This window comes from Thalassospira sp. UBA4513 (assembly GCF_002388495.1).
In the GTDB taxonomy this organism is placed as follows: Bacteria; Pseudomonadota; Alphaproteobacteria; order Rhodospirillales; family Thalassospiraceae; genus Thalassospira; species Thalassospira tepidiphila.
Genome location: NZ_DGMR01000025.1, coordinates 22,298 through 36,976, shown reverse-complemented (window position 1 = coordinate 36,976; position 14,679 = coordinate 22,298). Strand labels below are relative to the sequence as shown.

Below are 14,679 nucleotides of genomic sequence, written 5' to 3'. Positions count from 1 at the left end.
CATCGCTGTCACATTTTGCAGCAGACTATTCGAAACGCGGGAACAGGATCGAATTTTCCAGATACATATGTGCAACAAGATCTTCGATCAGCTTACCGATCGCGCTGTACAACCTGCGCCACGAACCGCATACCCCGTCAGGCAAGGTGCAATTGTTTGTCAATTTCTGCAGTTTGTGGATGGCTTGGCCGTGATCGTCATGCTCTTCGCGCATACAATGGATAGGCATGGCAAGTGCCGACGTAATCGAGGTATTCCTGCTCATTTCACGCATCGCCGGGAAAAGAATATTTTCCTCTTTGGTCATGTGCATATCAAGTTGCTCTGCCATTTCCATCAATGCATCTGCCAGCCCTACCGGCGCGTCCGGATGGTCACCATGCACAATTTCAATTTCGCGAGACAGCGCAATCAGCTCGATCAACTCTTCGCGGTGAACATCGTGATAGCGCGTAAGGATGAAATCGATAAACCCATCAACATCCCCCACATCGGGCATGGTCAAAGGTCCCTTGGGAAGCTTGCAGAGTTCCCCGGCAATCGCGTGGGGATCAAGTTCCTTGCGCTTTGCAGCTTCTTGAAGTGTCTGGTCAGGATGACAACAAAACCCGATGCGATGACGGCGAAAAACCAGCGTTGCGCCGGGGAAACATGAAATCAAGCCCCCCAGACTCTGATCAAGCAGTTCGGCGGGCTTAACGTCCTGTGTTGCCGTGTTCAACGCATCTTGCATAAAGGTGTCCTCCCTAAGATCGGCATCCAGCAAACGAAAGGGAGTTTAAACCAGCGACAATTTGGCAGATTGACGATGGTCAAATGGATTTATGCCAAAAAATGTTGCGGTCGGTTCTGTTCGATTATCACGTCAAAGTAACATCCTGTCGGCTTGTTCCAACTAAGCGTAATTCCAATCTCACGGTGATTTGACAAACATCAAACGCCAACCCGCCCGGGCCAGTGATACTTCGCCATGCAAAACGCCGGAGTATGCCGTGGGAGTATGCCGTGACAGAAAGCTATCCATCCTTTACGCCATTTTTGCTGGCAAACCCGTTCATACGCAATGCGCCAGCCCTTTTGGTAGAGCGTATATGCCGTCACGCGATGGCGACGATGCATCATCGCTACAGACCGGTATTTGAACGGGTGGCAGAGCAAGAAGCATTCGCGTTGCTGATTTCTCCGACTGATCTGGATTTGCAATTCTATTTAAAAATAGATGCCGATCATCCTGAACTCCGCCCCGCAAGACATATAGAAGAAGAAACTGTCGCAGCACAGATATCAGGACCGTTACCCGCGCTGCTGGAGCTTCTTCAGGGGACATCGGATGGTGACGCACTGTTCTTTTCGCGCACATTGCGGATCGAGGGACGCACTGAACTTGTTGTCGCACTTCGCAATGCCCTGGATGGAGAGTCCATTGATCTGCGATCCGCCGTGGCGGAAAGCTTTGGCATGATGGGCCCAGCAGCTAGGGCAGCACTTGGCCTTGCCGAAAAAATTTATCGACAACTTCAGCACGACATGAACCGGACGGCAAATGCATTGACGTCCCCCACCGCCAAACGTTTGCTCGGCGTGGAAAAACGCGCATCCGCGCAAGCGGTCACACTGGCTGAGATCGAGAAAACAATACAAAGGCGGAACCGCCATACGCGCCCCAAACCATCCGGTGCGGCCAAGGATGATTTCGCGCTGCCCGCCAATCCCTGATCCACAACTATTCACAGGTTCAATATGGAACTCGTTTGTCCTGCAGGAACACCTGCCAGCCTGCATGCCGCCGTTGCGGCGGGTGCTGATGTTGTATATTGCGGTTTTCGGGACGCAACGAATGCCCGAAACTTTCCGGGATTGAACTTTTCACGTGCCGAGTTGCGCGATGCCGTCAAACATGTGCACAAGCACGGAGTTCATGTCTATCTTGCCTGCAATACCTATCCGCAAGCCGGGGCTGAAGAAATCTGGCATAAGGCAGTTGATGATGCCGTGGCAATTGGTGTCGATGCCATCATCCTTGCTGATATCGGTTTGCTGCGATATGCGCGCGATCATCATCCTGACGCACGTTTGCATTTATCCGTACAGGCGTCGGCCTCGAACGAAGAAGCCATTCGATTTTATCATCAGGAATTCGGTGTGCGCCGTGTTGTACTGCCCCGTGTTCTGTCGCTTGATGAGATCCGCACGCTTAATCAACGCATACAGGTCGAAACAGAAGTATTCGCATTTGGCGGGATGTGCGTGATGGCCGAAGGCCGTTGTTCACTGTCTTCATACGCGACGGGCGAAAGTCCGAATATGAACGGCGTCTGTTCGCCGGCAGCACATGTTCACTATGAAGAACGCGGCGACACGACAGTTTCCCGACTGGGGAATTTCACCATCAACATCTATGACAGCGATGAAAAGGTCGGCTATCCGACGCTGTGCAAGGGCCGGTTTCGTGCCATGGACAAATCCGGCTATCTGTTTGAAGAACCCACCAGCCTTGATGTCACCGCCATGCTGCCGGAACTGGCAGATGCAGGCGTTTCCGCGCTCAAGATCGAAGGGCGGCAACGCGGGAAGGCCTATATATCGCAGGTGGTTGGCGCATTTCGAACATCACTGGACAAGATCGCCGAGGGACAACGCGACGCGCGATCAAAACTCAGCACGCTGAGTGAAGGTCAAAGCGATACCACAGGTGCATACCGGAGAAGCTGGCAATGAAAAGATCGCGACTTGTTATGGGCCCGGTTCTTTTTCACTGGGACGAGGACCGCAAAAAGGATTTCTACAGCCGCATTGCAGATGAAACCGACGTCGATACCGTCCATGTTGGCGAAGTTGTCTGCGCGAAACGGATGCCCTTCTTTGACAAGCACCTCCCAAGCGTTATCGAACGACTTCAGCGCAGCGGCAAGGAAGTTGTTCTCTCTACACTCGCACTGGTGATGAATGAGCGCGAAGTTAATCAAATACGCGACATCGCGCAGATGCCCGACATTATGATTGAGGCCAACGATATTTCCGTTGTGCGTTTGCTCGCAGGTCAGCCGCACATGATTGGTCCCTACATCAACACCTATAATGAAGGGACGCTGTCCTACTTTGCCGAAAAAGGCGCTAAACGGATCGCCCTGCCATGGGAATTACCGATGTCCTCGATCGCAGCATTATGTGGCGCGCAGACCGCGGCCGAGATTGAGGTACAGGTATTTGGTCGTATGCCTTTGGCCATTTCGGCCCGCTGCTATTCAGCACGGGCGCAAGGCCTGCACAAGGATGGCTGCCGGTACGTTTGCGGGGACCACCTTGATGGCATGGATGTCGAAACACTCGACGATACGCCGTTTCTGGCGGTCAACGGGTTGCAAACCCTGTCCAGCCACTATGTTGAAATGGCGGACAATATCGCACAGATGCAAACCGCCGGTGTGACAGCGTTCCGCCTGTCGCCACATAGTCTGGACATGACCAGGGTTTCGGATCTCTATCGTCAAGTTCTCGCGCGTAAAACCGATCCGGAAGAACTCAGGCACCGCCTGAAGGAAATGCGTTTCCCGATGAACTTTGCCAACGGCTTCTTGCACGAAGCCCCGGGGGCCGAGTTTCGTCAGACGCGCGCGCGGCAGGCAGAATAAGAACCACGGCAGAACTCACAATGAAAGAAAGGGCTGCAATCTTACCGATTGCAGCCCTTCAATACATTCACAAGTCGGGGAGTTCGCATGACATTACATTGTGAACACCAATCAGCATAACACTGCGATGGTGGGAACCCTTGACAATGATCAACTGAAAGTGCCCGAATGGAACCATGTCGGAAGGGCCCTAGATGTCCTCAATCCAGGTTTTCGCGGCAACCGCACGCGGCAAACCGACGGGTCCGATAGACAACATCGCAATCTGCAACAGATCTTCTTGGGCGATACCTTCGGCCTTGGCACGCCGGGTGTGTGAATGTACCGCTCCTTCAGAACCAATACCGATTGCAAGCGCAAGCTTTACAAGGCGGCGTTCCCGATCCGTCAAAGGTCCTGCCTCTGCAGCGGCCTTACCAAGTTCAGCATAAGCCTTCCAGATATCGGGATACTGGTCCGCCAGTGTTCCGGCAGCACCGGGCATAGATTTAACCATAGGCTCTCTCCTTACGTTTGATCATCGTCAATCAGAGATGTCGGCTTGGCAAATTTCTGAAGAAGGGCGGGGTTAGTTATCTCTATTTTTTCTCCGTTAACCGCGACCCCATATGCCTGAAGTGCCTTGAACGCGCGGCTGAGATTTTCGGGTGTCATCCCTAAAACCGACGCAAGTTGCCGTTTTTCCAGATCAAGATCGAAACTCGCCGGGGCACCATAGGCCCGATGTCGGGACAGCAAATAGTTCGCCAGACGTTCGAGGGCTGTGCGCAACTTCAGGTTCTTGGTGGTCTTGATCACTGAACGATAACAGGCGGCCAATTCGACGACAACCGCACGAGCAAAGCCTGCATCAAGGTCAAAGATCGCCCGGACATCCTGACTGGGGATCATGACAATCCGGCTTTTCTCCATTGTTCTGGCCGACATCAAATAGCGAGCATCGCGAATGGTAGCGGCAAGAATGAAAGTTGAAACCGGCTTGACGATCATGACACTCGTTTCCCGGTTATTCCAACGCGAAAACAGATCCACCGCGCCTGAGACCAAAACATGAAGGAAATCAGCACCTTCACCTTCACCTATCAGGTCAACATGCGGTGGAAATGTTTGCAAATAAGCGCCGCGCATGAGCTTGGCATAGTTCTCGTCGCTCATATCAGCGAAGAGATCCAGACTGCGCACCTCCGGGAAGGTCGAATCGGACATTTTTTCCTCACTTATAACCCTGCGCAGAAACGTGCCTGCTGCTTACTTGATATTTATCAAGCGGGCATTTGCTCTTGCTCTCTCTGTGTATTGAGGTTCGGCAAACCGTCGGACCACATACTTGGCGTGGCTGTTTATTTCACCGAAGCGTTCCACGTTTTCTGATTTAGATCAACCCTGACGAGGGTCCCCTCAAACAATGATCAGGCCATTCGGACACGCTCCAATGTAACGACAGATGCTCGAGGGGAATTGCCATGCATACGTTAAAAGGGGTTTCACAAACAGACCAATACCGTGCTCTGGGACTGAGTACTTTCGCCTTCACGGTATGCTTTGCGGTTTGGACGATCTTTTCCATTATCGGGGTGAAGATCAAACAGGAACTCGGCCTGAGTGATACACAATTCGGGCTGTTGGTCGCGACACCGGTTCTAACCGGCTCGGTCAGCCGTATCTTCCTTGGCGTATGGACAGAGCAATTTGGCGGTCGGGTTATGTTCCCACTGCAGATGCTGATTACAGCCGTCTGTGTCTGGCTCCTGACGTCCGTCCACAGCTATGAAATCTTTCTTGTTGCCGCCCTTGGTCTTGGCCTTGCTGGTGGGTCCTTTATCGTTGGTGTCGCCTATACGTCGCGCTGGTTCGAAAAGGAACGTCAGGGCACTGCGCTGGGGATTTTTGGCGCCGGTAACGTTGGCGCGGCTGTAACGAACTTTGCCGCCCCATTTCTGGTAGTCGCCCTTGGTTGGGAGGGGACGGCCCGCGTTTACGCCGTCGTCCTTGTCATCACAGCCGTACTGTTTTTCTTGCTGGCAAAAACCGACCCGGTCCAGCAAGCGCGCAAGGAATCTGGCGAAGGCCCGGTGTCGGCCAGCTCACAGCTTGAGCCCCTTAAGAACATGCAGGTCTGGCGTTTTGCCACCTATTACTTCTTTGTCTTTGGTGCCTTTGTCGCGCTGGCAAGCTTTTTGCCGCGCTACTATGTCGGCGCCTATGGGCTGGAACTAACCACGGCGGGCGTCTTTGCCGGACTTTATTCTCTCCCCGGCTCGGTGTTTCGGGCACTGGGGGGCTGGATGTCGGACAAATGGGGTGCACGTGCGGTGATGTATCTGACCTTCATCGTCTCCCTGGTCGTTCTGTTCATCATGAGTTACCCGCAGACGACCTATCTGGTTTCGGGCATCAACGGACCCATCGAGTTTGATTTCGGTGTTTCGGTTGGCATGTTTGTCGCCCTGACAGTCGTTCTCGGCTTTGTCATGAGTCTGGGCAAAGCCGCCGTCTACAAACACATCCCGGTTTACTACCCACATCACGTCGGATCGGTTGGTGGTCTGGTTGGCATGATCGGTGGCCTTGGCGGTTTCTTCCTGCCAATCGCCTTCGGAGTGCTTCTTGATCTGACCAATGTCTGGACCGCGCCATTCATGCTGCTGTTCGTTCTGGTCGCGGTGTCCACGATCTGGATGCATGTCGTGATCCGCCGCATGGAACGTTCGCGTCATCCGGCACTGGCAGACGAAAAATACCTTTCAGATGTGCCCGACAAACCGCTGGAGAAACCGGCACCTGCCACTGGCAAACCATCGGGCGTTACCACCAAACCTGCTCAGTAAGACAAACCGGCAGAGCGCAGATTGCGCTCTGCCTCTCCAACAGTTTCATCGGGAGGTTCCTTTGGAAATCACGCACGCAGACAATGGTCAAAAAGGCGCTGTCCTGACCGATTGGCGACCAGAAGATACAGAGTTCTGGTCAAGCAAAGGCAGTGCAATCGCCACCCGCAATCTCTGGATCTCCATTCCCTGCCTTTTGCTGGCGTTTTCGGTCTGGATGGTTTGGTCGGTTGTTGTCGCAAAGCTGCCGGGCATTGGCTTCACCTACTCCACCGGCCAACTTTTCTGGCTGGCCGCACTGCCCGGTTTGTCGGGGGCAACGCTTCGTATTTTCTATAGCTTTATGGTGCCAATCTTTGGTGGCCGTGTCTGGACGACGCTGAGCACAGCATCCTTGTTGCTGCCAGCCCTTGGGATCGGCTTTGCCGTGCAGGATCCCAATACGTCCTACAGCTGGTTCCTTATTCTTGCACTGTTGTGCGGGTTCGGGGGCGGCAACTTTGCCTCCTCGATGGCAAACATCGCCTATTTCTATCCGAAAAGAACAAAGGGCAACGCCCTGGCCCTGAATGCCGGACTTGGCAACCTTGGTGTTTCGGTCATGCAGTTTGTGGTCCCGCTTGTGATCACGGCCGGTGTGTTCGGCGCCTTTGGTGGCGCAGCCCAAAGCGTTGCTGGTGGGGGCGAAATCTTCTTGCAGAATGCCGGTTTCATCTGGGTGCCGTTCATCGTGGTTTCGACCATTGCTGCCTGGTTTGGCATGAACAGTATCGCGGATGCCAAAGCCAGCTTCAAAAAGCAGTCGATCATCTTTAGCCGCAAACACAACTGGATTATGTGCATCCTCTATACCGGGACATTTGGCAGTTTTATCGGCTATTCCGCCGGGTTCCCGCTTCTGATGAAGACCCAGTTCCCGGAAGTCGATGCCTTGCAATATGCATTTCTTGGTCCGCTGGTTGGTGCGCTGAGCCGTGCAGGTACAGGATGGATTTCTGACAAGCTTGGTGGCGGCCGGGTAACATTCTGGACCTTTATCGGCATGATTATTGCCGTTGTCGGCGTCCTTCAATTCCTGCCGCTTGGCGGAACGAGCGGTCATTTCTGGGGCTTCTTTGCCTGCTTTATGGCGCTGTTCTTCCTGACCGGTGTCGGCAACGCATCAACCTTCCAGATGATTCCGTCGATCATGCGTCAGGAAATCCCGCGCCTGATGCCCGATGCCGATCAGGCCACCCAGCTCAAACAGTCGGAACTCGAAAGTTCCGCGATCATCGCCTTTACCAGTGCGATTGCAGCCTACGGCGCATTCTTCATTCCCAAAGCCTATGGCACCTCCATCGCGCTGACCGGTGGTCCCGCAGGTGCGCTTTGGTGCTTTGCCGTCTTCTACGCGGTCTGCCTTGCGATCACCTGGTTCTACTACAGCCGCAAGAACGCACCGGTTTCGTGTTGATCACCCAAAATTGTCCCTGCCCGACCTAACCGGTTTGGGCAGGGTCCGCAGCCTTCAGGAGAAACGCCATGAGTCACCTGTTAGACAGACTGAACTTCTTCCAGAACAAGGAACTGGAGAGGTTCTCAAACGACCACGGTCAGGTCACCCGCGAAAATCGCGACTGGGAAGATACCTATCGCAACCGCTGGCGCCACGACAAAATCGTTCGTTCGACACACGGTGTGAACTGTACCGGTTCTTGCAGTTGGAAAATCTATGTGAAATCCGGGATCGTCACCTGGGAAACCCAGCAGACCGATTACCCGCGCACCCGTGCCGGACTGCCAAACCATGAACCGCGCGGCTGTGCACGTGGGGCAAGCTATAGCTGGTATCTCTATTCTGCCAACCGCGTCAAAAACCCGCTGATCCGTGGCAAGCTTTTGAAGCTTTGGCGCCGGATGCGTTCCACAATGAACCCGATCGAGGCATGGACAGCCATTCAAAACGATCCCGTTCTTCGGGAAAGTTATGTTGCAAGTCGCGGCAAAGGCGGGTTTGTTCGTGCGACCTGGGATGAGGCAACCGAACTGGTTGCGGCTGCAAACGCCTTTACGGCGAAAACATATGGTCCTGACCGTGTGTTTGGTTTCTCGCCCATTCCGGCGATGTCGATGATCAGTTATGCAGCGGGTTCACGCTATCTCAGCCTTCTTGGCGGTGTGTGCATGTCATTCTATGACTGGTATTGCGATTTGCCACCGGCATCGCCGATGACCTGGGGCGAACAGACCGACGTTCCGGAATCCGCAGACTGGTACAATGCCGGATATCTCATCCTTTGGGGATCGAACGTACCGCAAACCAGAACACCGGATGCGCATTTCTATACCGAGGCCCGGTATCGCGGAACCAAATCAGCGGTTATTTGCCCGGATTATTCCGAAGCCGCAAAGTTCGGCGATGTCTGGCTCAATGTTAAACAGGGTACGGATGCCGCATTGGCATTGGCGTTTGGCCATGTGATCCTGCGGGAATTCCATCTCGACCGTCAGACCGAATATTTCGAAGAGTATTGCCGCAAATATTCGGACTTCCCGATGCTGGTAAAACTCGATGAAAAGAATGGCTCGCTCATTCCGGGCCGGTTCCTGCGTGCCTCTGACCTGAGTGACAAACTGGGTGAGGACAACAATCCCGACTGGAAAACCGTTGCGATTGACGACAACTCCGGCAGCCTTGTTGCTCCGAACGGGTCGATTGGCTATCGCTGGGGTGAAGCTGGTGAATGGAACCTGGAAGAAAGAGCCGCCGGTGCAGATACCAATCTCAAGACGTCGCTGATTCTTGAAGAAGATCATGATGAGATTGTCGGTGTCGACTTCCCGTATTTCGGAGGCGACACCTCGGAGCATTTCGCAACCGATGCACAGCATCCCAATGTCCTGAACCGCAACATTCCGGTCAAACGCATCCAGACCGCCGATGGCGAGGTCATGGTCGCGACCGTATTTGACCTGTTCTGTGCAAACTATGGCCTTGATCGCGGGCTGGGTGGTGACTGGGTCACCAGTGACTATGCCGACGGCATGCCCGGAACCCCGGCATGGGCGGAAAAGATTACGGGTGTTCCAGCCGACAAGATCATTCATGTCGCCCGGGAATTTGCCGGAAATGCCGAAAAGACCAAAGGCAAATCAATGGTCATTATCGGAGCTGCGATGAACCACTGGTACCACATGGACATGAACTACCGTGGTGTCATCAACATGCTGGTCATGTGCGGCTGTGTTGGCCAATCGGGTGGCGGTTGGGCCCATTATGTCGGGCAGGAAAAACTCCGTCCGCAAACTGGCTGGCAACCACTGGCGTTTGCTCTTGATTGGGGACGCCCGCCTCGGCACATGAATTCGACCAGTGCCTGGTATGCCCATACCGATCAGTGGCGTTATGAGACGCTGACGGCTAAAGAAATCCTGTCTCCGACCGCCCCGGATGGCGACTGGGACGTTTCAATGATCGACTACAACATCCGTGCTGAACGGATGGGGTGGTTGCCATCAGCGCCACAACTGAAGACCAATCCGCTCGATGTTGCAAAGGCAGCCAAAGAAGCCGGTAAGGAAATCCCGGCCTATGTTGCCGAAAAACTGACATCTGGCGACCTGGAAATGTCCTGTGAAGATCCGGATGATCCAAAGAACTGGCCACGCAACCTGTTTGTCTGGCGTTCCAACTTGCTGGGTTCTTCGGGCAAGGGTCACGAATATTTCCTCAAACACCTTCTTGGCACCGATCATGGTGTCATGGGCAAGGATTTGGGCGAAGAAGGCCATCAATTGTCCAAGGAAGCCAAATGGCATGAAGAAGGCCCGCGTGGAAAACTTGATCTTCTGGTCTGCATTGATTTCCGGATGAGCACCACCGCAGTCTATTCCGATGTCGTTCTGCCAACCGCAAGCTGGTATGAAAAGAACGATCTGAATACGTCAGACATGCACCCGTTCATCCACCCGCTTCAGGCGGCCGTCAACCCGGCCTATGAAAGCAAGTCTGATTGGGAAATCTTCAAGGCCATTGCCAAGAAATTCCAGGAAATCGTTCCGGGATATCTTGGCAAGGAAACCGACATTGTCGCCCTGCCGATCCTTCATGACACCCCGGGTGAACTCGCCCAGGATCAGGTCAGAGACTGGAAGAAGGGTGAATGCGAACTTATTCCCGGCAAGACTGCACCGAACTATATCGCCGTCGAGCGCGATTACACCGCAATCCATGATCGCTTTACCGCACTTGGCCCGTTGCTAGACAAACTGGGCAATGGCGGCAAGGGGATCAACTGGAAGACCGAGGTCGAGGTTCAGCATCTTCGTGATTTGAACGGTGTGTGGCAGGAAGGATCTGCCAAGGGCTGTGCGAAGATCGAGACCGATATCGATGCCACCGAAGTGGTTCTGATGCTGGCACCGGAAACCAATGGTGAGGTTGCGGTCAAGGCCTGGGATGCACTTGGCAAGATCACAGGACGGGAACACACCCATCTCGCCCTTCCCAAGGAAGATGAAAAAATCCGCTTCCGCGACATTGCCGCCCAACCGCGCAAGATCATTTCTTCGCCGACCTGGTCGGGCCTTGAGTCAGAGCATGTCTGTTACAACGCGGGCTATACCAACGTTCACGAACTGATCCCGTGGCGGACCCTTACCGGACGTCAGCAACTTTATCAGGATCACTTATGGATGCGGGCCTTTGGCGAGGGGTTTGTTTCCTATCGTCCGCCGGTTGACCTCAAAACCATTACCACGGAAATCAACGACGAAGCCCGCGACGGTATGCCCCATGTGGTGCTGAACTTCATCACACCGCACCAGAAATGGGGCATCCATTCGACCTATAGCGACAACTTGTTGATGCTGACGCTTAACCGTGGTGGTCCGGTGATCTGGATCAGCGAAAACGACGCAAAACGCGCCGGGATCGTCGATAATGACTGGGTGGAACTGTACAACACCAACGGTGCCCTGACCGCCCGCGCAGTCGTTTCCCAGCGCATCAAGGATGGTACGACCTTCATGTACCATGCACAGGAAAAGATCGTGAATACGCCCGGCTCCGAAAAGACCGGCAAACGCGGCGGCATTCATAACTCTGTCACCCGCACGACACTTAAACCCACACACATGATTGGGGGCTATGCCCAGCAATCATACGGTTTCAACTACTACGGAACCGTGGGTGCCAACCGTGATGAGTTCGTCATTGTCCGCAAAATGCAGAAGGTCGACTGGCTCGACGAAGAAGCAAACGACAAGGAGGTCGGGAAATGAGAGTCCGCGCACAAATCGGCATGGTGCTGAACCTCGACAAATGCATTGGGTGCCATACCTGTTCTGTCACCTGCAAAAACGTCTGGACCAGCCGCGACGGCGTTGAATACGCCTGGTTCAACAACGTCGAAACCAAGCCAGGTACTGGCTATCCGACCGACTGGGAAAACCAGAACCGCTGGAATGGTGGCTGGGAACGCACCAAGTCGGGCAAGCTGCAGCCCAAACAGGGATCGAAATGGCGCATCCTGGCAAATATCTTTGCCAACCCGGATCTGCCGGAAATCGACGACTATTACGAACCGTTCGATTTCGATTACGATCACCTGAAATCGGCCCCGGAAACGAAGGCCTTTCCGACCGCACGTCCACGCTCGCGCATCTCTGGCGAACGGATGGAAAAAATCGAAAAAGGCCCGAACTGGGAAGAAATCCTTGGCGGGGAGTTTTCGAAACGCTCGGAAGACTACAATTTCGAGGGCATCCAGAAAGACATTTACGGCGAATACGAAAATACATTCATGATGTATTTGCCACGTCTGTGCGAACACTGCCTCAACCCGGCATGTGCCGCAAGTTGCCCGTCTGGGGCGATTTATAAACGTGAAGAAGACGGCATTGTCCTGATCGATCAGGAAAAATGCCGGGGATGGCGCATGTGCGTATCTGGCTGCCCGTACAAGAAGGTTTATTACAACTGGTCAACGGGCAAATCGGAAAAATGCACCCTGTGCTATCCGCGCATTGAATCAGGCAATCCGACGGTCTGTTCGGAAACCTGTGTCGGGCGTATCCGCTATATCGGTGTCATGCTTTATGATGCTGACAAGATCGAAGCCGCGGCCAATGCCGAAGAAACCACCGATCTTTATGATGCCCAGCTTGGTGTGTTCCTGGATCCCAAAGATCCGGAAGTTATCGCGGCGGCCCGTGCCGACGGCATTCCGGAAGACTGGATCAAGGCAGCCCAGGACAGCCCGATCTGGAAAATGGCGATGGAGTGGAAAGTTGCCTTCCCGCTGCATCCGGAATACCGCACCCTTCCGATGGTTTGGTATATCCCGCCACTTTCCCCGATCCAGAATGCTGCCGAAGCCGGTGCAATCGGCATGGACGGGGCAATGCCCGATGTCCGCAACCTTCGCATTCCTTTGAAATACCTTGCCAATATGCTGACAGCTGGCGACGAGGAGCCAGTGGCACATGCTCTCGAACGGATGTTGGCCATGCGGGCCTATATGCGGTCGAAAACCGTCGATGGTGTCATTGATGAGTCGGTCGCCAAACGCGTCGGTCTTGATGGTGCAACCATCGAGGACATGTACAAAATCATGGCGCTTGCCGATTACGAAGACCGGTTCGTCATCCCGACCACCCATCGCGAACAGGTCGAGGAAGCCTATGACCTGCGTGGCGGCGAAGGGTTCACCAACTGCAACGGTTGTTCTTCGGGCATCAGTCAGGGGTCCCTGTTTGGTGGCAGCAAGAAGCCTCTGAAAATGCCAGAGGAGGTACGCTGATGGACCGCACACTCAAATCGTTCTCGCTTCTGCTGAGCTATCCGACAACAGAACTGCAAGAAGCCATGCCCGAAATTGGCCGCGTTCTGGCATCGGACACCCGCCTTACGGCGGCGGCACGTCGCGGTTTGCGACCGCTGGTCGAAGCGCTGTCAAACGATGACATTTACGATCTTCAGGAACGTTTCGTCATGCTGTTTGATCGTTCGCGCAGCCTGTCACTTAACCTGTTCGAGCATGTTCACGGCGAAAGCCGCGACCGTGGTGGTGCCATGGTCAGCCTGCTTGAAACATATCGGGCTGGCGGCTTTGAACCGGCAACAACGGAGCTTCCAGACCATCTTCCTGTGCTGCTGGAATTCCTGTCGACCCGACCGCGTGCAGAGGTGCAGGACACATTGGCTGACGCAGCACACATCTTTGAGGCAATCCGCGCCCGTCTTGAAAATCGCGAAAGCCCCTATCAGGCGGTGTTTTCCGCCTTGCAGCAACTGGCAAATGTCACGGCTGACGCCAATGCTGTTGCCGAACTCCTTGAACAACCCGAAGACGACCCCAATGACCTCGAGGCCCTCGACGAGGTCTGGGAAGAAAGCGAGGTCACGTTTGGACCGGACCCGAATGCCGGTTGCCCGCAGGTGCGTGACATTCTGTCGCGTATTGATCAACCCGCTGGACCGGTACCGCCGGCAGCAGCAGAGTAAAGGAGGCCCAAATGCATAACTTCCTTTTCGGGATCTATCCCTATATCGCGCTATCGGTCCTGATTATCGGCTCTATCGCCCGATATGAACGTGATCCCTTCACCTGGAAAACATCATCAAGTCAGCTTCTGCGTCGCAGGCAATTGATGCTGGGCTCCGTTCTGTTCCATGTCGGTGTTCTGGTCATTTTCTTTGGCCATCTGGTCGGACTTTTGACGCCAATCTGGATTTTTGATGCCCTTGGGATCACTCATGGTGCCAAACAGACCCTGGCAGTTGTGGCCGGTGGCATTGCCGGTGTCATGGCCCTGATTGGTGGCCTGATGCTGTTTCATCGCCGGATCACCGATCCGCGTATCCGCAAAACGTCAAGCTTTGCCGATATTGGCATTCTGGCCCTGTTGCTGGCACAGCTTGTTCTTGGGATCGGCACCATCTTTGTGTCGCTTGAACATCTCGACGGGTATGAAATGACCAAGTTCATGGCTTGGGCACAGGGAATTTTCACCTTCCAGTCTGATGCCGCCAGCCACATTACCAATGTGGCCTGGATCTTCAAACTGCATCTGGTTCTGGGCCTGACGATTTTCCTGGTGTTCCCGTTCACGCGCCTTGTGCACATGCTGTCAGTTCCAGTGCGGTATTTCTTGCGTCCGGGGTATCAGATTGTCCGGTCACGCCGCACCAGACCTTTGTCACATCGATAATGGACAGTCGGCGCATTCATGCG

The 14,679-nt window shown here is 54.2% G+C and carries 12 protein-coding genes; 9 read left to right on the top strand and 3 right to left on the bottom strand.

All coding sequences use genetic code 11. The features are described from left to right. Positions 1-25: 25 nt before the first annotated feature. Positions 26-733, bottom strand: a complete 708-nt coding sequence (locus B2T33_RS10295) for a DUF542 domain-containing protein (protein ID WP_083996935.1) — start codon at positions 731-733, stop codon at positions 26-28. Between the two features lie 272 nt (positions 734-1,005). Between B2T33_RS10295 and ubiT the strand changes: the two genes are divergently transcribed. From ubiT to ubiV, 3 genes are read left to right on the top strand one after another with little or no spacing between them, the layout of a single operon-like run. Further along, on the top strand, positions 1,006-1,716 hold the full coding sequence (gene ubiT / locus B2T33_RS10290) for a ubiquinone anaerobic biosynthesis accessory factor UbiT (protein ID WP_245227676.1): 711 nt from the start codon (positions 1,006-1,008) through the stop codon (positions 1,714-1,716). Positions 1,717-1,740: 24 nt separating this feature from the next. Next, entirely contained in the window at positions 1,741-2,718 is a 978-nt protein-coding gene (ubiU, locus tag B2T33_RS10285) for a ubiquinone anaerobic biosynthesis protein UbiU (protein WP_286791947.1), read from the top strand. Next, entirely contained in the window at positions 2,715-3,632 is a 918-nt protein-coding gene (gene ubiV / locus B2T33_RS10280) for a ubiquinone anaerobic biosynthesis protein UbiV (RefSeq protein ID WP_197145727.1), read from the top strand. Before ubiU ends, ubiV begins: the two co-directional genes overlap by 4 nt. 190 nt (positions 3,633-3,822) lie before the next feature. Here the strand turns inward: ubiV and B2T33_RS10275 are convergent, their stop codons facing one another. Further along, on the bottom strand, positions 3,823-4,128 hold the full coding sequence (locus B2T33_RS10275; RefSeq protein ID WP_063088762.1) for a carboxymuconolactone decarboxylase family protein: 306 nt from the start codon (positions 4,126-4,128) through the stop codon (positions 3,823-3,825). 11 nt (positions 4,129-4,139) lie between these two features. Further along, positions 4,140-4,838 carry a helix-turn-helix domain-containing protein gene (locus B2T33_RS10270; protein ID WP_063089020.1) on the bottom strand — a complete coding sequence of 233 codons (699 nt, stop codon included), beginning with the start codon at positions 4,836-4,838 and terminating at the stop codon, positions 4,140-4,142. 257 nt (positions 4,839-5,095) lie between these two features. On the opposite strand from B2T33_RS10270, the gene B2T33_RS10265 reads away from it, so the two are divergent. From B2T33_RS10265 to narI, 6 genes are all read left to right on the top strand, one after another. Continuing rightward, positions 5,096-6,460, top strand: a complete 1,365-nt coding sequence (locus B2T33_RS10265; RefSeq protein ID WP_063088761.1) for an MFS transporter — start codon at positions 5,096-5,098, stop codon at positions 6,458-6,460. Positions 6,461-6,521: 61 nt separating this feature from the next. Further along, the gene (locus B2T33_RS10260; RefSeq protein WP_245229948.1) at positions 6,522-7,916 is read left to right on the top strand and encodes a NarK family nitrate/nitrite MFS transporter; all 1,395 of its coding nucleotides are present in this window, start codon (positions 6,522-6,524) and stop codon (positions 7,914-7,916) included. Positions 7,917-7,984: 68 nt separating this feature from the next. Then, positions 7,985-11,725, top strand: coding sequence for a nitrate reductase subunit alpha (locus tag B2T33_RS10255; protein ID WP_286791944.1), 3,741 nt, complete (start codon positions 7,985-7,987; stop codon positions 11,723-11,725). Beyond that, positions 11,722-13,245 (top strand): nitrate reductase subunit beta, encoded by a 1,524-nt coding sequence (gene narH / locus B2T33_RS10250; RefSeq protein WP_286791943.1) that lies wholly within the window; start codon positions 11,722-11,724, stop codon positions 13,243-13,245. The genes B2T33_RS10255 and narH overlap by 4 nt, the downstream gene beginning before the upstream one ends. Continuing rightward, positions 13,245-13,949, top strand: coding sequence for a nitrate reductase molybdenum cofactor assembly chaperone (gene narJ / locus B2T33_RS10245; RefSeq protein ID WP_286791942.1), 705 nt, complete (start codon positions 13,245-13,247; stop codon positions 13,947-13,949). The genes narH and narJ overlap by 1 nt, the downstream gene beginning before the upstream one ends. An 11-nt stretch (positions 13,950-13,960) precedes the next feature. Continuing rightward, complete coding sequence (narI, locus tag B2T33_RS10240) at positions 13,961-14,656, top strand: respiratory nitrate reductase subunit gamma (RefSeq protein ID WP_064779676.1); 696 nt, start codon at positions 13,961-13,963, stop codon at positions 14,654-14,656. The last annotated feature ends 23 nt before the right edge of the window (positions 14,657-14,679 follow it).